The organism is Microbacterium sp. LS_15 (assembly GCF_041954735.1).
Taxonomy (GTDB): Bacteria; Actinomycetota; Actinomycetes; order Actinomycetales; family Microbacteriaceae; genus Microbacterium.
This window is the reverse complement of record NZ_JAVAYD010000007.1, coordinates 169,525-188,928: the sequence shown is the minus strand read 5'-3', so window position 1 is coordinate 188,928 and position 19,404 is coordinate 169,525. Positions and strand designations below refer to the sequence as shown.

The 19,404-nt window shown below is 70.6% G+C and carries 17 protein-coding genes; 5 read left to right on the top strand and 12 right to left on the bottom strand.

The genetic code is table 11. From position 1 onward, the window contains the following. Positions 1 to 97: 97 nt before the first annotated feature. From RAC69_RS11130 to RAC69_RS11110, 5 genes are all read right to left on the bottom strand, one after another. Entirely contained in the window at positions 98 to 1,063 is a 966-nt protein-coding gene (locus RAC69_RS11130) for a sensor histidine kinase (RefSeq protein WP_375086858.1), read from the bottom strand. After that, positions 1,060 to 1,779 carry a response regulator transcription factor gene (locus RAC69_RS11125; RefSeq protein ID WP_375086857.1) on the bottom strand — a complete coding sequence of 240 codons (720 nt, stop codon included), beginning with the start codon at positions 1,777 to 1,779 and terminating at the stop codon, positions 1,060 to 1,062. Before RAC69_RS11125 ends, RAC69_RS11130 begins: the two co-directional genes overlap by 4 nt. A gap of 3 nt (positions 1,780 to 1,782) precedes the next feature. Beyond that, entirely contained in the window at positions 1,783 to 2,307 is a 525-nt protein-coding gene (locus tag RAC69_RS11120) for a DUF3060 domain-containing protein (protein ID WP_375086856.1), read from the bottom strand. A gap of 44 nt (positions 2,308 to 2,351) precedes the next feature. Next, positions 2,352 to 3,548, bottom strand: a complete 1,197-nt coding sequence (locus tag RAC69_RS11115) for an OmpA family protein (RefSeq protein WP_375086855.1) — start codon at positions 3,546 to 3,548, stop codon at positions 2,352 to 2,354. Between the two features lie 80 nt (positions 3,549 to 3,628). Further along, entirely contained in the window at positions 3,629 to 4,420 is a 792-nt protein-coding gene (locus RAC69_RS11110) for an IclR family transcriptional regulator (protein ID WP_375086865.1), read from the bottom strand. Positions 4,421 to 4,472: 52 nt separating this feature from the next. Between RAC69_RS11110 and hutH the strand changes: the two genes are divergently transcribed. Genes hutH through hutI form a run of 3 tightly spaced genes read left to right on the top strand, consistent with a single transcriptional unit; the run spans position 4,473 to position 8,855 of the window. Further along, on the top strand, positions 4,473 to 6,014 hold the full coding sequence (hutH, locus tag RAC69_RS11105; RefSeq protein ID WP_375086854.1) for a histidine ammonia-lyase: 1,542 nt from the start codon (positions 4,473 to 4,475) through the stop codon (positions 6,012 to 6,014). Beyond that, a complete protein-coding gene (gene hutU, locus RAC69_RS11100; RefSeq protein WP_375086853.1) occupies positions 6,007 to 7,689 on the top strand; it encodes a urocanate hydratase in 1,683 nt (560 codons plus the stop codon). Before hutH ends, hutU begins: the two co-directional genes overlap by 8 nt. Continuing rightward, positions 7,686 to 8,855: an imidazolonepropionase gene (gene hutI / locus RAC69_RS11095; RefSeq protein WP_375086852.1), complete on the top strand. Its 1,170-nt coding sequence runs from the start codon at positions 7,686 to 7,688 to the stop codon at positions 8,853 to 8,855. The genes hutU and hutI overlap by 4 nt, the downstream gene beginning before the upstream one ends. Positions 8,856 to 8,886: 31 nt before the next feature. Here hutI and RAC69_RS11090 read toward each other — a convergent pair whose 3' ends face one another. Genes RAC69_RS11090 through RAC69_RS11075 form a run of 4 tightly spaced genes read right to left on the bottom strand, consistent with a single transcriptional unit; the run spans position 8,887 to position 13,938 of the window. Next, positions 8,887 to 10,755, bottom strand: a complete 1,869-nt coding sequence (locus tag RAC69_RS11090; RefSeq protein WP_375086851.1) for a glycogen debranching N-terminal domain-containing protein — start codon at positions 10,753 to 10,755, stop codon at positions 8,887 to 8,889. Continuing rightward, complete coding sequence (locus RAC69_RS11085) at positions 10,752 to 11,591, bottom strand: carbohydrate ABC transporter permease (RefSeq protein WP_341933811.1); 840 nt, start codon at positions 11,589 to 11,591, stop codon at positions 10,752 to 10,754. Before RAC69_RS11085 ends, RAC69_RS11090 begins: the two co-directional genes overlap by 4 nt. After that, positions 11,588 to 12,685: a sugar ABC transporter permease gene (locus tag RAC69_RS11080; protein ID WP_341933812.1), complete on the bottom strand. Its 1,098-nt coding sequence runs from the start codon at positions 12,683 to 12,685 to the stop codon at positions 11,588 to 11,590. The genes RAC69_RS11085 and RAC69_RS11080 overlap by 4 nt, the downstream gene beginning before the upstream one ends. 2 nt (positions 12,686 to 12,687) lie before the next feature. Continuing rightward, on the bottom strand, positions 12,688 to 13,938 hold the full coding sequence (locus RAC69_RS11075) for an extracellular solute-binding protein (protein ID WP_375086850.1): 1,251 nt from the start codon (positions 13,936 to 13,938) through the stop codon (positions 12,688 to 12,690). A gap of 130 nt (positions 13,939 to 14,068) precedes the next feature. Between RAC69_RS11075 and RAC69_RS11070 the strand changes: the two genes are divergently transcribed. Beyond that, entirely contained in the window at positions 14,069 to 15,073 is a 1,005-nt protein-coding gene (locus RAC69_RS11070; protein ID WP_375086849.1) for a LacI family DNA-binding transcriptional regulator, read from the top strand. Positions 15,074 to 15,099: 26 nt separating this feature from the next. Here the strand turns inward: RAC69_RS11070 and RAC69_RS11065 are convergent, their stop codons facing one another. After that, positions 15,100 to 16,014, bottom strand: coding sequence for an arginase family protein (locus tag RAC69_RS11065; RefSeq protein ID WP_375086848.1), 915 nt, complete (start codon positions 16,012 to 16,014; stop codon positions 15,100 to 15,102). Between the two features lie 10 nt (positions 16,015 to 16,024). Continuing rightward, positions 16,025 to 17,302 (bottom strand): DUF445 domain-containing protein, encoded by a 1,278-nt coding sequence (locus RAC69_RS11060; RefSeq protein WP_375086847.1) that lies wholly within the window; start codon positions 17,300 to 17,302, stop codon positions 16,025 to 16,027. A 109-nt stretch (positions 17,303 to 17,411) separates the two neighbouring features. On the opposite strand from RAC69_RS11060, the gene RAC69_RS11055 reads away from it, so the two are divergent. After that, positions 17,412 to 17,684, top strand: a complete 273-nt coding sequence (locus RAC69_RS11055; protein WP_096713861.1) for a metal-sensitive transcriptional regulator — start codon at positions 17,412 to 17,414, stop codon at positions 17,682 to 17,684. Positions 17,685 to 17,706: 22 nt separating this feature from the next. Here the strand turns inward: RAC69_RS11055 and RAC69_RS11050 are convergent, their stop codons facing one another. Further along, positions 17,707 to 19,254: an amino acid permease gene (locus RAC69_RS11050; RefSeq protein ID WP_375086846.1), complete on the bottom strand. Its 1,548-nt coding sequence runs from the start codon at positions 19,252 to 19,254 to the stop codon at positions 17,707 to 17,709. Positions 19,255 to 19,404: the final 150 nt, after the last annotated feature.

Sequence of the window (19,404 nt, the reverse complement as noted above, 5' to 3'; positions counted from 1 at the left end):
AGAAGAGCCACCCAGAGCTGGGTGGCTCTTCTGCGTTAACCGCGTCGTCCGCGGACGACGGCCGGCCATCCCTGCAGGGGGATGGCCTTTTGCGGTTTCAGGCGCGTTCGCGCACGGGAAGGCGCAGGGTGGCGACGGTTCCGGAGCCCTCGACGGAACGCACGGAGACATCGCCACCGTGCCGACGTACGACCGTCGCGACGAGCGTCAGCCCGATACCCGAGCCCGCGACGTCCCGCGCATTCCTCGCGCGTGCGAGCTCGTCGAACACGGAGGAGAGCTCTGCTGCAGGGATGCCGCGCCCGGCATCCGCGATCTCGACGATCGCCCAGCCGTCCTGCTCCCGCAGGCGGACCTCGATCGGCCCCTGCACGGAGTACTTCGCCGCGTTGCCGAGGAGGTTGTCGATCGCGAGCGACATGAGGTCCAGGTCGAGCTGCAGAGGTGGCACGCTCCAGGGGACCCGGGTCACGGACAGCACGGTTCGTGCCCGTGCGGCGGGATCCTGGTGACCCAGGGCCTCGATCGCCTCGGCCAGCATCTCCTCGAGTGACACCGGCTCCCTCTCCAGGGGTCGTGTCTCGAGCTCCGACAGCTTGCGGAGGTCCCTCACGAGGCCGCTCAGCTTCTGCGCCTGCGCGTCCACCGTGTCCCAGGCTGTGTCCCGGACGGCCGCGCCGGCTGCGCCGCTCGCGCCCGCCGGAGGGTTCGCCGTCGCGACTGTCGCGCGGATCGCGGTGAGCGGGTTCTTGAGTTCGTGGTCGAGTCGGGCGAGGAAGCGTTGATGGTTCGCGCGCTCCCGGTCGGCGGCGGACTGCGCCGCTGCAGCTGTCGCCCGCTGCCGCGCGTGTCCGGCTGCGGCACGTCGGCGCCGCCAGACGAGGATGCTGAGCGGGATCGCCGACACGAGGGAGCCGGCGACGAGCACGCCGACCGGGAGAGCGAGCTCCATGGCGAGGATGCGCTCGTCACCGGCGACCAGCATCCCTCCCGCGGTGAGCGCGCAGATGCCGAGGGGGAGCGCGGTGAGCACGCTGAGCGCGACATCTCCGGCGCGGCTCACGCGGGCACCACCCGTGCGACGAACTGGTACCCGATGCTCTGAGCGGTCTCGATGAAGGGACTCCCTGCGCCGGTCTCGCCGAGGACCCGCCGCAGCTCGGCGATGCGGTGGTCGACGGCACGGCTCGATGTCGTGAAGTCGAACCCCCACAGGGTGGCGAGCAGATGCTCGCGGGTGTGGACCTCGCCCGGGTGGAGCATCAGGTACTCCAGGAGCGTCATCGCCTTGGGGGTGAGCGAGAGCTCGGCATCCGCTCTCCACACTCGACGCGCCGTCCTGTCGAGGACGAGATCGGCGGCGCGCAGCCGATGCGCCGACCGCAGCGTGGCACCGCCCTGGGCCGTACGGCGGAGCACAGCCCGGATGCGCGAGATCAGCTCATGCGGGTCGAACGGCTTGTTGAGGTAGTCGTCGGCGCCCTCGTCGAGGGCGGCGCTGCGCTCCCACGACTCGCCGACCTGCGTGAGCAGGATGATGGGCAGCCAGAGCTGCCTGGCGCGCACCCGACGGACGAACTCCCGACCGTCGACGTGGGGCATGAGTACGTCGCAGACGACGAGGTCCGGCACTTCGCGCTCGACTTCGCGGAGCGCGTCGCGCCCGTCGCCGGCGATCCGCACGGAGAAGCCGCTGCGCTCGAGGAACGGCCCGAGCGCGGTCGCGATCGCGTCGTCGTCGTCGACGAGGAGGATGCCGGGGCGATCTGGCGCGTCCACTGCTCAGCCCCTCCGCAGCGTATTGGCCGTGCCGGTGTCGTTCACGGACGGGGTGGCGCCCGCCCAGAACACCGAGCTGGCGCTGCCCGACACCGACACGGCATCCACTGTCTCCACGTAGACCACGGTGCCGTCCCCGGAGAGCACGAGGCGCTGCACGTCGTCTGCGACCACGACCGCCGCATCCGCCTCGACGACGAGGTCGGGACAGGAGCCCTCGATGCGGATCACCGCTCCGTCCGCGGTGATCGGACCGGTCGGGCAGGCCGCGGTCGTCGACGCGGCGGCGATCAGCCTGTCGCGATCGGCTTGGCCTTCGGCGCTCAGGCCGGAGCTCTCCATGCGTGCATCTGTGGTCGGTCGCGGTGTCGGTGTCGAGCGCTCGACCTGTGCGTCGGATGCGGCCGGGGCCGGAGTCGGTGCGTCATCGGCCGACGGATCGACGATGGACACCGTGCATCCCGTCGTCGTCAGGGACCCGAGCAGCACGAGCCCCACCAGGATCGATCTCGTTCTGCGGCGGCGCATGTCCCTATCCTCTCGTGTCGACCTCGTTCGGATGCCTCCGAGCATCAGAACGTCGCAGGGATGAAGATCTCGACCCGGCGGTTCAGCTGGCGGCCGGCCGGGTTGTCGACACCGTCGATCTCATTGGCCGCGACCGGGCGACTCTCGCCGAAGCCCTCCGCGGTGAGGGTCGTCGTGACACCGCGATCTTCGAGCGCTGCGACGACCGACTGCGCGCGTTCCTCCGACAGGGTCTGGTTCTCGGCATCCGATCCGATCGCGTCGGTGTGCCCGCTGACGGCAGCGTCGCTCACCCCGAGGCGCGTGAGCACCTCGGCCACGGTCGCGAGGGTGGATGCGGCATCCGCGCGGATGTCGCTCCTGTCGAAGTCGAAGAGCACGCCGTCGGCGAAGGTGAGCGTCGTGCCGCACGACGCCACGGGAGCGAGTGCGCCGAGCGGAGGGAACACCCCGAGCTCGGGAACGGGCGGCAGGGGAGCGGCCTTCACCGTCTCGCTGCCGACGCGTGCCGTGCCGTCGCCCCAGTTCTGGATGGTGATGCGACCGTCGGCGTAGTTCCCCGATCCGTCGCCGAAGTTCTGGATCGTGACGGTGCCGTCGGTGTAGGTGCCGGATCCGTCGCCGAAGTTCTGGATCGTCCTGGTGCCGTCGGTGTAGGTCCCCGATCCGTCGCCGAAGATCTGCACGGTCTTGCTCGCGTCCGCGTACGTGCCGGATCCGTCGCCGAAGTTCTGGATGGTCACGGTGCCGTCGGTGTAGTTTCCCGAGCCGTCTCCGAAGTTCTGGATCGCGACCCCGTTGATCGTCGAGGTGCCCGATCCGTCTCCGAAGTTCTGCACCGTCCCGTCGGGACCTGTGAAGGTACCGGAGCCATCTCCGTAGAGATACGCGGTGCCGGAGCCCGACACCACCGCCCCTCCGGCGTCGCAGTGCGCGGGGGAGGCCACGACTCCCGGGATCCCCGCCAGCGCCTCGTTCACCTCGATCGTGAACGCCGAGGCCGACGAGTCGAGCAGCGACAGATCCGGCAGCACGAACAGAGGCACGGGAGGGAACTCCCCGACGTCGTAGCCGGCCACGGTGACGGTCGACGGCGTCGCGGACGCGGTGGGCGTCGGCTTCGGGGCGGAGGTCGGCGCGTCGGCCGCGGGCTCGGGTGCGCACCCGGCGAGCAGGATGAGCGCGGAGCAGGCGGCGGCCAGGCCGAGACGAGGGACGGAGGCGGAGCGTCGCGTGGTCATGCTTCGAGAGTATCCAGCCGGTGTCGCTGCCCTGTCGCACGGGTGTCGCAGTCCTGAGACATCGCGCCGGCGCAGCCGCCTCACCGGCGCAGGCGCGCCTGGAGGACGGACGCGGTGTCGCGCACGGCCGCCGCCAGCACGCCTCCGTCGAGCTCGGGGTCGGCCCACGTGACGGCGACGGCGGCGACCGGCCACGCGGCATGGTCGCGGACGACGGCGCCGACGCTGCGCAGTCCGTCGGCGACCTCGCTGTCCTCCGTCGCGTAGCCGCGCTCGCGCACGGTGCGCAGCACCTCACGGAGCTCGCGGGGCGTACGGGGCCCGAGTCCCGTGCGGTCGGGGAACGCCGAGGCGCTCGGGTACAGCGCGCGCACCTGCTCCCGGGGGAGGGCGGCGAGCATCGCGCGGCCGGACGCGGTGAGGTGTGCGGGAAGCCGCACCCCGACGTCGGTGACGAGCGCGGGGCGCCGCGGCGCTCTCTCCTCCACGATGTAGAGCACGTCGCCGCCGCTCATGACCGCGAGATGCGCGCTCTCGCCGAGGCGGTCGGACAGGGCCGCGACGAGCGGTCGACCGAGCCGGGCGAGGGGCTGCTGCCTCGCGTAGCCGCCGGCGAGTTCGAACGCCGAGGTGCCGAGACCCCACCGGCGCTCCTCGGCGAGGTGCAGGACGAAGCCGTGCTCGGCCAGGGTCGTGAGCAGGTGGTAGACCGTCGACCGGGGGAGCGCGAGATCGCGGGCGATGGCCGACGCGGCCACCGGCGCCGGGCGTCCGGCGAGATAGCGCAGCATCCGCAGCGTGTTGTCGGCCGCCGGAACCTGCGCGCCGGGGCCGCGCTCGCGTCCTGCCCCTGTGTCTGAGATCACAGACACAGGATGCCATGGCGCCCTGTCCGACACCACTGCGCGGGTGTGGAATCGAACCATGAGCTCTTCCTCCTCCGTCGTCGTGGGTGCCGCCCCGCTCACGATCTCCGACGTCGTCGCCGTCGCCCGCCACGATGCCGCCGTCGTCCTCGCGCCCGAAGCCCTCGACCGGGTGCGGCAGACCAGAGCGGTCGTCGACGGACTCGCCGCCGATCCGAATCCGCACTACGGGGTGTCGACCGGCTTCGGCGCTCTCGCCACCACGTTCATCGCGGCCGACCGTCGTCGGCAGCTGCAGGCCAGCCTGATCCGCTCGCACGCTGCGGGGACGGGGCCAGAGGTCGAGCGCGAGGTCGTGCGGGGTCTCCAGCTCCTGCGCCTGCAGACGCTGGCATCGGGCCGCACGGGCGTGCGCCCCGCGGTGGTGGAGACCTACGCGGCCCTGCTGAATGCCGGGATCGCGCCGATCGTGCGCGAGTACGGATCGCTGGGATGCTCCGGTGACCTCGCGCCGCTCGCCCACATCGCTCTCGCCGCGATGGGCGAGGGAGAGGTGCGGGTTCGCGGCGGCGAGATCGTCTCCGCGGCCGATGCGCTCGCCGCTGCGGGGATCCCGCCCCTGGAACTCGTCGAGAAGGAGGGGCTCGCCCTCATCAACGGCACCGACGGGATGCTGGCCATGCTCGCCCTCGCGCTGCACGACCTCGAGACCCTGATGGTGACGGCCGATATCGCCGCGGCGATGTCGATCGAGTCGCAGCTCGGGACGGATGCCGTGTTCGCCGCCGACCTCATGATGCTGCGGCCACAGTTCGGGCAGGCCGAGTCCGCGCGCAACCTTCGATCGTTCCTCGGCGACTCGCCCGTCGTGCACAGCCACAAGGGCCCGGAGGACGGCCGGGTGCAGGACGCCTACTCCCTGCGCTGCTCGCCGCAGGTGCACGGCGCCGCCCGCGACACCATGGCGCACGCCACGCTGATCGCCGACCGCGAGCTGATGAGCGTGATCGACAACCCCGTCATCACCCTCGACGGGCGGATCGAGTCGAACGGGAACTTCCACGGAGCGCCGGTCGCCGCCGTGCTCGACTTCCTCGCCATCTCGGTGGCCGACGTCGCCTCGGTCTCCGAGCGACGCACCGACCGTGCGCTGGACCCGGCCCGCAACCACGGGCTCCCCCCGTTCCTCGCCCACGAGGTCGGCGTCGACTCCGGGCTCATGATCGCGCAGTACGCCGCAGCGGGCATCGTCTCCGAGCTCAAGCGCCTCGCCGCCCCGGCATCCGTGGACTCCATCCCCTCGTCGGCCATGCAGGAGGACCACGTCTCGATGGGGTGGGCGGCCGCGCGCAAGCTGCGTCGCGCGGTCGACGGGCTCGGGCGCGTGCTGGCCATCGAGATCCTCACCGGGGCGCGGGCCCTCGACCTGCGCGCGCCGTTGCAGGCAGGGCCGGCGACCGGTGCGGTACGCGACCTCGTTCGCACCGTCGCCGCCGGCCCAGGACCCGACCAGTACCTCTCACCCGACATGGAGGCCGTGACCGCGCTGGTGCAGTCCGGCTCCGTCGCCCGCATCGCACAGGAGCACGCGCATGACTGACCGGACACCGACGACCCGCACGACCACCGACACCGCGCGCACGATCCGCGCCCCGCGCGGCAACCAGCGCACCGCCAAGAGCTGGGGGGCCGAGGCGGCCAAGCGGATGCTGATGAACAACCTCGATCCCGAGGTGGCCGAGCACCCCGAGGACCTCGTCGTCTACGGCGGGACCGGCCGGGCGGCCCGAAGCTGGGAGGCGTACGACGCGATCGTGCGGACCCTCGACGAGCTCGAACCCGACGAGACCCTGCTCGTGCAGTCGGGGAAGCCGGTCGGCGTCTTCCGCACGCACGAGTGGGCGCCGCGGGTGCTCATCGCCAACTCGAACCTCGTCGGCGACTGGGCCAACTGGCCGGAGTTCCGCCGCCTGGAGGAGCTGGGGCTGATCATGTACGGCCAGATGACGGCCGGCTCCTGGATCTACATCGGGACGCAGGGGATCCTGCAGGGCACCTACGAGACGTTCTCGGCCGTCGCCCGCTCGCTCGGACGCGACTCGCTGAAAGGCACGCTGACCCTCACCGGCGGAGCGGGCGGGATGGGCGGAGCACAGCCGCTCGCCGTCACCCTCAACGAGGGGGTCGTGCTGATCGTCGACGTCGACGAGTCACGGCTCGCGCGCCGCGTCGAGCACGGCTACCTCGACGAGTACACCACCGACCTCGACGCCGCCGTCGCCCGGGTCGTCGCCGCGAAGGACGCAGGAGAGGCTCTCTCCGTCGGCGTCGTCGGCAACGCGGCCGAGGTCTTCCCCGAGCTCCGCCGCCGGGAAGTGCCCATCGACATCGTCACCGACCAGACCAGCGCCCACGATCCCCTCGCGTATCTCCCGATCGGCGTGGCCCTCGAGGACTGGAAGACCGAGGCCGAGCGCGACCCGGCAGGGTTCACGCACCGGGCCAGGGCCTCGATGGCCGCCCACGTCGCAGCCATGGTCGCATTCCAGGATGCCGGCGCAGCGGTCTTCGACTACGGCAACTCGATCCGGGCGGAAGCGCAACTCGGGGGCTTCGCCAGGTCGTTCGAGTTCCCCGGGTTCGTCCCCGCCTACATCCGTCCGCAGTTCGAGGAGGGGCGAGGGCCGTTCCGCTGGGCAGCGCTCTCGGGAGACCCCGAGGACATCCGCAGGACCGACCGGGCCGTCGCCGAGCTGTTCCCCGAGGACACCGCGCTGCACCGCTGGCTCGACAAGGCCGGCTCGACCGTGCACTTCGAAGGGCTGCCGGCGCGGATCTGCTGGCTGGGCTACAAGGAGCGGCATCTCGCCGGGCTGAAGTTCAACGAGATGGTGGCCTCCGGGGAGCTCTCGGCGCCCATCGTCATCGGCCGCGACCACCTCGACTCGGGATCGGTCGCCTCGCCCTACCGCGAGACGGAGGGCATGAAGGACGGCTCGGACGCGATCGCCGACTGGCCGCTGCTCAACGCGCTGCTGAACACGGCGTCCGGGGCCTCCTGGGTGTCGCTGCACCATGGCGGCGGGGTCGGCATTGGCCGCTCCATCCACGCCGGTCAGGTCACCGTCGCCGACGGGTCGGCGCTCGCCGCGGAGAAGCTCGAGCGCGTTTTGACGAACGACCCGGGCACCGGGGTCATGCGGCACGTCGACGCCGGGTACGAGCACGCGCGGGACATCGCGAGGGAACGCGGACTGAAGGTGCCGATGCTGTGAACACCACGCTCATCACCGGCATCGGGGAGCTGACCACCAACGCCGGCTCCGACCCGACCGACCCCTGCGGCACGATCCTCGACGCGGCCGTGCTGATCGAGCAGGAGCGGATCGCCTGGGTCGGTCCGTCCGCCGACGCCCCGTCGTCGGACGACGTGATCGATGCGCGCGGACGCGCGATGATCCCCGGCTTCGTCGACAGTCACAGCCACCTCGTGTTCGGCGGCGACCGCGCCGCCGAGTTCGAGGCGCGCATGGCGGGCCAGAAGTATGCCGCGGGCGGCATCCGCTCCACGGTGGCGGCGACCAGGGCGGCGACGGATGCCGAGCTGCGCTCTCGGCTGCGCGGGTTCGTCGACGAGATGCTCGCCCAGGGCACGACCACGGTCGAGATCAAGAGCGGGTACGGCCTCACCGTCGCCGACGAGCAGCGGCTGGTGCGTCTCGCCGCGGAGGTGACCTCGGAGGTCACGTTCCTCGGCGCGCACATCGTACCCGCCGAGTATGCGGAGCACCCCGAGGAGTACGTCGACCTCGTCTGCGGCCCTATGCTCGCAGCCTGCGCTCCGCACGCGCGATGGGTCGACGCGTTCTGCGAGACGGGGGCGTTCACGGTCGCGCAGTCGCGCCGTATCCTGGACGCGGGAATCGCGCGCGGGCTGCGACCTCGCCTGCACGCGAGCCAGCTGGGCCCCGGCGACGGGGTGCGGCTCGCGGTCGAGCTCGGCGCCGCCTCGGTGGATCACGGCACCTATCTGACCGACGCCGACGTCATCGCGCTCGCCGGCTCGGACACCGTCCTGACGCTGCTCCCGGGCGTCGAGTTCTCGACGAGACAGCCCTATCCGGATGCGCGACGGCTGATCGACGCGGGAGTGACCGTCGCGATCGCGTGCGACACGAATCCCGGCTCGAGCTTCACCTCGTCGATGCCGTTCTGCATCGCGATCGCCGTGCGCGACATGGGCATGACCCCGGCGGAAGCCGTGTGGGCGGCGACCGCCGGGGGTGCACGCGCGCTGCGCAGGGACGACATCGGGATCATCGCGCCCGGTGCCCGAGCGGACCTCGTGCTGCTGGACGTGCCGACGCGCATCCACCTCGCCTACCGCCCCGGCGTGCCGCTGGTCGCGCGCGTGTGGAAGGACGGAGCGGCCATCCGCTGACGCCACCGATCGGATGCCGTCAGCGGACGACTCAGCGCAGTGCCTCCGCGCACACCACGGCGGCGGCGGCCGACCAGGCCTGCGGGCGGCAGGCGGCCGGGTAGGGCACGGGGCGGCCGCCTGGCACGCGCGGTTCGCCCGAGTGCAGCTCGGGAACGCGATAGTCGAACCCCTCGGCGAGATCGAGCAGCTGCCCGGCGATGCCGCGGGCGTGATTTGCGAGGCCGGCGCGCAGCATCCCGTGCACGGCGATCGCGGTGTCGTGGGTCCACACGCTGCCGCCGTGGTAGCTGAGCGGCCAGTAGCCGGCGGCATCCGTCGACATGGTGCGGATGCCGTAGCCGCTCGACATGCTCTCGCCGTCGAGGAGCTCGGCGCACGCGCGCTCCTCGTCGGCGTCGAGCAGACCGGTGCCGATCAGGTGGCCGATGTTGCTCGTGAGCGTGTCGACCGGGGCGCCGTGCGCGTCGAGCGCGATGGCCGGGTATCGCCCCTCGGGGGTCGTCACCCAGTACGCCTCGTGGAACCGCTGCCGCAGGTCCGCCGCCCAGGAGCGCAGCTCGTCGCCGCCCGGCTCGCCCAGCTCGTCGAGCAGCGCCGCACCGCGCACGGCGGCCTCGTAGGCGTAGCCCTGCACCTCGCTCAGAGCGATCGGCCCCTCCGCGAGTCGGCCGTCGCGCCACTGGATCGAGTCACCGGAGTCCTTCCACCCCTGGTTGGCGAGACCGTGCCCTGTCTCATCGGCGTAGTCGATGAAGCCGCTGCCCGAGGCGTCGCCGTGCTCGATCATCCAGCGGAGGGCGGCGCGGAGTGCGGGGAGCAGATCACGGAGTTCACCGGCGGGCATGCCGGCGTCGCGCGCATCGGCGAGCAGGCACACCCAGAGCGGCGTCGCATCGACCGTGCCGTAGTACAGGGGCGGGAGCAGCACCCCTTCGCCGGGCAGGGAGAGCTCGGCGCTGCGCAGCTCGTGCGCGATCTTGCCGGGGGCCTCGGCGGTTCGCGGGTCGACGGTCGTGCCCTGCAGGCGCGCGAGCACTCGGAGCGTCGACCCGGCGATCGTCGGATCGGATGCCAGGGCGAGGCGCGCGGCCCAGATCGAGTCGCGCCCGAACAGGGTGAAGAACCACGGAGCGCCCGCCGCATAGAAGTCGTCGTCCGGGTGATCGGGAAGTGCCAGGCGCAGGGCGTCGAGGTCGGCCGTGGCCCGGTCGAGCCACCGGGCGGCGCGGGGGTCGATCCCGGTGGCGACATCGCGGAGGTCGGCCGAACGCGTGGGCGAGGTCACGACGAGCGTCGGGTCGTCGAGGGCGGCCGCCCAGGACAGCTCGACGGCAGCGCGCGGTTCGACGACCGCACGCCAGGCGACGACGAGTTCGCCTCCCTCGACCGACACCGCGGCGCCCGGGGCCGAGAGCGCGAACGAGGCCTCACCGGCCCGGCAGCGCTCGCCGTCCCACGTCCACTGCTCCGCCCTTGGCACTCCCGCCTTGACGAGCTGCATGGGGGAGAAGTCGGGCCGCACGCGCACCGTGACATCGACCTCGACGGCATCCTCGAGGTGCGAGGAGAACCGCAGCGTCTCGGTGAACCGCCCCGCCGTCACGGTGCGATCGCGGTCGAGGCGCAGCTTGGGGTCGGCCGCCGCGTCGTCGAGGCCGCGCAGCAGGTCGGTGAACCGCACCCGCTGCGGAGTCGGCAAGGAGCATCCGATCGACTCGAGAGCCGTGCCGCGCACCGCGAGGTCGATCCCGGCGATGTGTCGGACGTCGCCGTGGAACACGCCGTGGATCGAGGCGGTGCCGACGCGCCCCGCGCGATCGGACCAGACCTGGGTGGGGGCGTCGAGCACGATGACGGCGTCGTCGAGCAGCGGCTGGAGGTGGGGGCGGTCGGTCATTCCTTGACGGCTCCTTCGGTGGAATTCATGATGCGGCGCTGGAAGACGAAGAACATCACGGCGACGGGGATCGTCATGATGAGGGCCGCCGCCAGCTTGAGCGGATACTGGGTGCCCTGGCTGAGTTGGCCGCTCGCGAGCGAGGCGACGCCCTTCGTGAGCGTCGTCAGGGCGGGGTCGTTGGTCGACACGATGAAGTGGCTGAGCTCGTTCCAGGAACCCTGGAACGACAGGATGACGATGGTGATGAGGGCCGGTGTCGCCATCGGCAGCACCACCGACCAGAACATGCGGAACGTGCCGGCGCCGTCGATGCGGGCCTGCTCCTCGACCGACACGGGGATCGACTCGAAGAAGTTCTTCATGATGAAGACCCCGGCGGCGTCGACGAGCAGCGGCAGGATCATGCCCGCGTAGGAGTTGAAGATGCCGAGCTGATTGATCACGAGGAACTTGGGGATCAGCAGCACGACGGTCGGGACCGACATCACGGCCACGAGCGCGGCGAACACGACGCCGCGCCCGCGGAACCGCAGACGGGCCAGCGCATACCCGGCGAGCGAGTTGAAGAACACGCGACCGGCGGTGACGAAGATCGTCACGATGGCGCTGTTGACGAACCACGACGGGAAGTCCGAGTTCGCGAAGAGGCGCTCGTAGGCGGCGAAGGTCCACGAGTCGGGGAGCAGGCCGACGCCCGACGATGCGGCATCCTCGTCGGTCTTGAAGCTCGTGAAGACCTGGATGAGGAACGGGTAGATGTAGATCAGGGCGAGCACGATCAGCACCGCGTAGAGCACGATCTGCCACGTCAGCTGCTTCGACGACAGCTTCATGACGCTCCTCCCTTCGACGTGATCTCGTAGGCGCGGATGCGCCGGCGGGACACGGGCCGGTCACGCAGCACCCAGCGCTGCAGCAGCGTGAACACGACGATGATGACGAAGAGGATGAAGGCGATCGCTGCACCCTGGCCCCACTCCTGATCCGTGAAGGCCGTCTTGTAGGACTGGTAGGCCGGCGTGAGCGTGGTCTTGCTCGGAGCGCCTCGCGTGCCGGTGTAGATCTGGTCGAACACCTGCCAGCATCCGATGAGGCCCAGCGTGAGGACCGTGAACAGCGTCGGGCGCAGCTGGGGGAGAGTGACGCGCCAGAAGCGCTGCCATCCGTTCGCCCCGTCCATCATGGCGGCCTCGTCGACATCGGCCCCGAGGTTCTGCAGGCCGGCGAGGAAGAGCAGCATGAACGTGCCGGAGGTCGTGAAGATGGCCATGAGGATGTAGGCGCTCATCGCGATCGACGGTCCGGCGAGCCACTCCCACCACGAGATGCCGAGCATGCCGCCGTCGGTGAGCGCGGCGGGGCCGGCGTCGACACCGATCCCGCCGAGGGCGAGATGCAGGATGCCGCGGGGGTCGTTGAACCAGTTCGGTCCGTTGACGCCGAACCAGGAGAGCACGCTGTTCACGGCCCCGCTCGCCGAGAACAGGAACAGCCACAGCACCGTGATCGCGACGGAGCTCGTGACGGAGGGGAAGTAATAGGCGGTGCGGAAGAACCCGCGGCCTCGCAGCACGGCGCGGTTCACGAGCACGGCGAGGAAGAGGGCGATCGCGGTCTGCAGCGGCACCACCAGCAGCACGTACCAGGCGTTGTTGCGGAGGGCCGTGCCGAAGTCCTTCGTCGCGAGCCCGCCGTCGACGAGCACCGCGGAGTAGTTGTCGACGCCCACGAACGACACCGATGGAGAGAGGGGACTGCCGCGTCCCGCCCAGTCCGACATGCTCACCCAGAGCGCCATGAGCACCGGGACGAGGAGGAAGACGCCGAGGATGACGATCACGGGAGCCGTGAACAGCCATCCGGCTGCGGCCTCGCCGCGGCGGAGCCCGGAGGCCCCTCCGCGGCGAGGCGTGGCCTGCACCGCCATGACTATTCGACGATCGCTTCGAGGTTCGACTGCACGGTGCCGAGGATCTGGGCGGGGTCTCCCGTCTTCAGCGATTCGAGCTGTGCATTGAAGTCGGAGATCACGTCGGCGGCGCCGTCCTGGTTCGGCGGGAACTGCGCGTGATCCGCACCGGCGAGGAACGGCGCGAGGTCGGGGTTGTCGGTCGTCCACTGCTCGGCCGCCGAGGTGATCGACGGCATCGGGCCGAAGGCCTTCGAGAACGCGAGCTGGCTGTCGGCGCTGGTCAGGTACTCGACGAGATCCAGTGCAGCCTGCTGGTTGGGGCTGTCGGCCGCCATGCCCCAGCAGTTGGTGAACTGCAGGGTGCCCCGGCCGCCGGGGCCCTCGGGGAGCTCGGCCACGGTGTAGTCGACCGAGCTGAAGTCGTTGGCCATCGCACCGGTGATCCAGTTGCCTTCGATCACCATGGCCGCCATCCCCTTGCCGAGCGCCTCGCCGCCCCAGCCCGCGCCGATGTCCTTCGCGAAGGCGAACGTGCCGTCGGCGAGATGCGTCTTGACGTAGTCGAGGGCGTCGACGTTGGCCTGATCGTCGGCGATCGCCGTGCCGTCGTCGACCAGGCCGCCGCCGGCCTGAGCCATGAACGCGCCGACGCGCTGATACTCGGCGCCGAACGCGAGGCCCACGTGCTCGGAGGTGGTGAGTTTCTGAGCGACCGAGGCGAGGTCGTCCCACGTCTTCGGGAGGTCGGCGTCGGTCAGGCCCGCCTCCGCCCACATCTGCGTGTTGATCACGAGGGCGAGCGTGGAGAAGTCCTTCGGCGCGCAGTAGAAGGTGCCGTCGAGGGTGAAGTTCTCGACGAGGGACGGGTAGAAGTCATCCTTGTTGGCGAGTTCGTCGCCGTAGGGCTGGAGCGACCCGTTCGAGGCGTATCCGGCCATCTGCTCCGGTGCGAGGTAGAACAGATCTGCCGGCTTGCCTGCCGCGAAGCCCTGGGAGAGCTCCTGGGCGAGGTCGCTCGCGACCTGCACGCTGACCTTCGTGCCGGACTCCTCCGACCAGGCGTCGACCGCGGACTGCACGGCCTCGGTCTCGGCGTCTCCCGACGACCCGATCAACAGGGTCAGCGCGTCGTCGGACGAGCTGAGCCCGTCGGAGTCGCCCGCCGGCTCGTCACCGGAGAAGCCGGAGCCGCATCCCGTGAGCACGAGCGTGCTGGTGAGCAGCACCGCCCCGGTGCCGAGGAGGGCGCGTGTGGTGTGCCGTGTCATATCTCTCTCCTTTGATGAGGTGCGCTCGGGACAGGTTCGAACGGTAAGAATTTGAACGATCAAACTCTGCATGGAATACGCTAGGTGCGGCGGAGCGGACGTGTCAAGCCCGCCGGGATCGAGGAGTGCGATGGCGAAGGCCCCCACGGTCGAAGACGTCGCCGCGCACGCCGGCGTCTCGCGCCAGACCGTGTCGAACGTGCTGAACACCCCCGACATCGTCAAGCCCACGACGCGGGAGCGCGTGCTCGCCTCGATCGACGAGCTCGGATATCGCCGGCATGCGGCGGCGCGCAGACTGCGCCTGCGGCGGAGCTCGACCATCGGCATCCGCCTCGACCCGTACCTCGGCGGAGTCTCGGGCGTCGTGCTCGACCGCTTCGTACACGCGATCACCGAGCGCTCCAGCGAGCGCGGGATGCGGATGCTCGTGTACGCCGCACGCACTCCGCACGAGGAGCTCGAGCGGCTCGCCGAGCTGTGGGAGGGTTCGGAGATCGACGCCGCGATCATCACCAGCACCGTGCGCGACGATCCGCGCGTCGGACGGCTGGATGCCGTCGGCCTGCCCTTCATCTCCTTCGGCCGCCCGTGGGGCGACGACGACATCGCCGACCCCACCCACCTCTGGGTCGATGTCGACGGCGCGGCCGGCACACGCGCGGCGACCGAGCACGCCCTGCAGCGCGGCGGCAGCGTGACCTTTCTTGGCTGGCCGTCGGGGTCCGGGACCGGAGACGACCGCGAACGCGGATGGCGGGAAGCCATCGACCGTGCAGGGGTGCAGGGCGCGCGCATCGTGTCGGAGGAGTCCGTGCAGGGTGCGCGGCACGCCGTCGCCGCCGCTCTCCGCGACGGTGCTCGCGCCGACGCGATCGTCTGCGCCAGTGACTCGCTCGCGGTCGGCGCCCTGCTCGCGCTGGCCGACGCCAGGGTCCGGGTGCCGGTCATCGGATTCGACAACACGCCCACCGCCGAGGCGCTCGGATTCTCCAGCGTCGAGCAGCGTCCGGAGGACGTCGCGGAGGCCGTGCTGCAGCTCCTCATGGGACCGACCGGCGACGTCGTCTCGCCCCGTCGGGTGGAATCCGGCGAGGCGCACGCGCTCATCACCCCGGAGCTCATCGTCCGCTGAGCAGGCCCCGCGCCGGGGTCGAGCGATCAGCGGGAGGCGAGCCCAGCGAGAAGCTCCAGCACGCAGAGCGCAGCCAGTCGGACCGTTCGTGCGTCGTCGGCGTCGGCTGTCGCGTCGACCTCGGCGAGGTCCGCGCTCACCACTCGTGCGTCGGCGGCCACGGCCCTCGTGAGGGACCGCAGCTCCCCGGCGGCCAGACCGCCCGGCACGCTCGCCGGGCACCCGGGGGCGACCGAGCGATCGCAGACGTCGACGTCGATGTCGAGATGGATGCGGGGTGCGTCGCCGGATCCGGCGATCTCGAGCGCTTCGGCCACCACATCGGCTGCGCCCCGACGACGCACCTCGTCGAGCGTGATGACGCGGATGCCCCAGTCCGCCGCGCGCCGCGCGTACGCGGCGGAGTTGGCGAAGTCCGCGATCCCGATCTGGACGATCCTCGTCGGATCGATGCGACTCGTGCCGACCGTCGCGCTCGCCGGGGTGTCTTCGACGAGACGGCGCACGGGTGTGCCGTTCGAGACGCCGTCGCGCAGATCGAAGTGCGCGTCGAACGTGATGAGGCCCGTCGCCCGGGCGCCGAGTGCGACCGGGTACGTGAGCGAGTTGTCGCCGCCGAGGGCGATCACGAGACGAGCGACCTCGGAGAGTTCCCGCACACGGCTGATGGTCGTCGCCTCGCCGTCGTCGCCGTCCGGCTCGGCGACGTCTCCGGCGTCCCTGATGCGGAGCGCCTCGTCCAGGTCGACGATCGGCGGCCCGAGCACGGTCGCGCCGTAGCGGGGGAGGGCCTCGCGGATCGCCGCCGGTGTCGCGTGCGCGCCGGTCGGCGAGAGCGAGGTTCGCCAGGTCGGGACGCCGAGGAGCACGGCATCCGCCTCTCCGTCGACGGCGGGCCAGGAGCCGGCGCGCGGCCAGAGGGGGTCGTGCGAGAGGGCCATGATGCTCCTGTCAGGCGCCCGGGATGAGAGCGTGTGCGATCGTGAAGATCGCCAGGCCCGCGAGGGCGCCGACGACCGTGCCGTTGAGGCGGATGTACTGCAGATCGCGCCCGACCATGAGCTCGATCTTCTCGGTCGTCTCGGCGGGATCCCAGCGCTCGACCGTGTCGGTGATGATCGACGCGATGTCGTGCCGGTAGCGGTCGACGAGGAACACGGCCGCGTCCGAGACCCAGGTGTCGACGCGGCGCTGCAGCGCGGCATCCGTCGCCAGCCTCTCGCCGACCTCCTGCAGCGCCTGCACCGCGCGTCGGCGAAGACCGCTCTCGGGATCGGCGAGTGCGGTGAGGAGTCCGTTCTTCGCCGTGTTCCACGCCTCGGCGGCCAGCGCGCCCACGCGGGGGCTGTCGAAGAGCGAGGCCTTGGCGTTCTCGAGCTTCTCGCGCGTCGCCGGGTCGTTCTGCAGATTGTCGGCGAGTCGGGCGAGGTAGCCGTCGATCGCGATGCGGGCGGGGTGCTTCGGGTCGTCGCGCACGGCGCGCACGAACTTCACGGCCTCGTTGTAGGCGGTGTCGTCGACGAAGCGGTGGGCGAGCTTCGGGACCCAGCCGGGGAGGCGCCGCGAGATGAGTCCCGAGAACGAGGCCGCGTTCGCGTCGAGCCAGCGGCCGACCGTGTCGACGGCGAGATCGACGGCCCCGTGATGCGCGTCGGCCTCGACGATCTTCTCGAGCCAGGCACCGGCCGGCGGGCCCCACTCGGGGGAGACGAGGTGCTCCCTGGCCAGATCGGTGATGAGGTCGCGCACGTCGTCGTCGCTCAGCGCGTTCAGCACGGCCGTGGCGATCGTGGCGCCTTCCGCTCCGACGCGTTCCGCATGCTGCGGCTCCCGCAGCCATTCGCCGGCCCGCTGCGAGATCGCCGTCGTCGACAGCTTGGCGCGCACCACGGATCCCTCGAGGAAGTTCGTCTCCACGAACTCGCCGAGCGTGCGGCCGATCTCGTCCTTGCGGCTCGGGATGATGGCGGTGTGCGGGATGGGGAGCCCGAGCGGGCGTCGGAACAGCGCCGTCACGGCGAACCAGTCCGCGAGCGCGCCGACCATCCCGCCCTCGGCCGCTGCGCGCACGTATCCGAGCCAGGGCTGGCGCTCCTGCAGCCAGAAGGCGACCACGAACAGGACGGCCATGAAGATCAGCGAGCCGAGCGCGACGGCCTTCATCCGACGAAGTGCGAGGCGTCGTTCCTGGTCGGCGGGAGAGAGCATCGCCATCGGTGTTCGCGGCATGACGTCATCCTTTCACGCGTCGACCCGGGGGCGAGCATCCCCGGACTGTCGGTGCTGAACCCCTTCGAGGACTGAGCGCGGCGGCCGCCGGGGCGCGTACTCTCGAAGCGTGATCGAAGACATCAAGAAGCGCGCCCTGCATCGCACCAGCATCCTGGAGGGTCAGATGCGCGGCGTCGCGCGGATGATCGAGAACGAGGACTACTGCATGGACATCATCACGCAGTCCAGGGCGATCCAGCGGTCGCTCGAATCGCTCAACCGCCTCCTGCTGGAGAACCACCTGCGCACGCATGTGACGCACATGTTCGAGGAGGGCGGCGACGAGCGCGACAAGGCCGTCGACGAGCTGCTGAAGGCGTTCGACTTCAGCAGCAAGTGACGGCCCCGGCGCGCTCCCCGATCTAGCGGCCCCCGCCGAACACCTCGCCCTCCATCGCGTCGTAGCCCTCGGCCTGCGGGTCGCCGTGCGAGCCGCCGGACAGCGCGTACTCCTCCTCGGGGGAGAGCACGAGCCGGTGCCGGAAGAACAGGCCGAAGCCCAGCAGGATCACCACGTACACGATCGCGATGGCGATGATGGCCGGACCGAACGTCGGGTTCAGGAGGAACCCGAGGAAGATCAGCGCCGCGATCACCAGCGCGATCGCCGCGCCGGGCACACCCCACGGGCTGCGGTACGGGCGGTCGACGTTCGGGTACTTGCGGCGCAGGATCATGAACGAGATCAGCTGCAGCGCATAGGCGAGCACCGCGCCCCACACGGCGATGTTCAGCACGATCGCGCCGGCGACGGTTCCCGCACCCTCCGCATCGAGCGCGGCCAGCACGTCGAGCACGATGAGGGCGACGAACCCGATCGCCGCACCGACGACGAGAGCGACCCACGGCGTCTGCCGGGTGCCGGTGAGCGAGAGGAACCGAGGGTAGTAGCCCGCACGCGAGAGCGAGTACATGTTGCGCCCGTAGGCGAACATGATGCCCTGGAGCGAGGCCAGCAGGCCGATCAGGGCGAACAGGGCGAGCACGGCGGCGAGCTGGTCGCCGACGATGGCGCGGAACCCGTCCAGCAGGGGTTCGCCCGCCGTGCCGGTCGCCTCGGCGCCGATGACGCCCGTGTTGAGGAACAGCACCAGCAGTCCGGTGACGATGAGCGTGCCGCGGGCCCAGAAGCCCGCTTTGGGGATGTCGCGCGTCGGGTTGTGCGACTCCTCGGCGGCGAGCGGGAGCTCTTCGATCCCGAGGAAGAACCACATGGCGAACGGCAGCGCGAACAGGATCGGGAGCACGCCGTGCGGGAGGAACGCCGACTGACCCTCGTCGGGCGCGATGTCCCACAGCGCGTCCCAGCTGAAGGCGCCCGAGAACAGGGCCATCGCCGAGAACACGAGGATGATGCCGATCGAGATCACCGAGACGACGATCGCGAAACGGAACGAGATCGCGGCGCCCGCGGAGTTCAGTGCGATGAAGACCACGTACAGGATGAGGTACCAGACCCACCCCGGCAGGACGAGGCCGAGCAGCTCGCTCGTGATGCCGTTCGCGTACGACGCCGAGAAGTAGACGATCACCGCCGTGGTGGCGACGTACTCGATGGTCTCGGCCGCTCCGGTGACCAGGCCGCCCCAGGGTCCCATCGCCGACCGGGCGAAGGAGTAGGCGCCGCCGGTGTGCGGCATCGCTGCGGCCATCTCGCCGATCGAGAAGATCATGCCGTAGTACATGACGACGAGGATCACGAAGGCGATCAGCATCCCGCCGAAGCCGGCGAAGTCGATGCCGAAGTTCCAGCCCGAGAAGTCGCCCGAGATGACCGCGGCGACCGCGAGGCCCCACAGTCCCCAGACGCCGGCCGACCTCTTGAGGGTCCGCTTCTCGAAGTACTCGCTCCCCGCCCGGGTATAGGTCGCCCCGGCGACCTTGCGGGACTCACTGCTCTGACCAGACATCCGCTCTCCGCTCGCTCGCGTGCAGGCACCGGGTGTGCGCCTTGCGGATGATTGTGACAGTCAATGGTGGTTTCGTCTACCTTTAAACGACGAGGTCATCTACTCTGAGGGCGAAGCCGATCGGCCGATCGCTTCACCGCAGGAGAACGG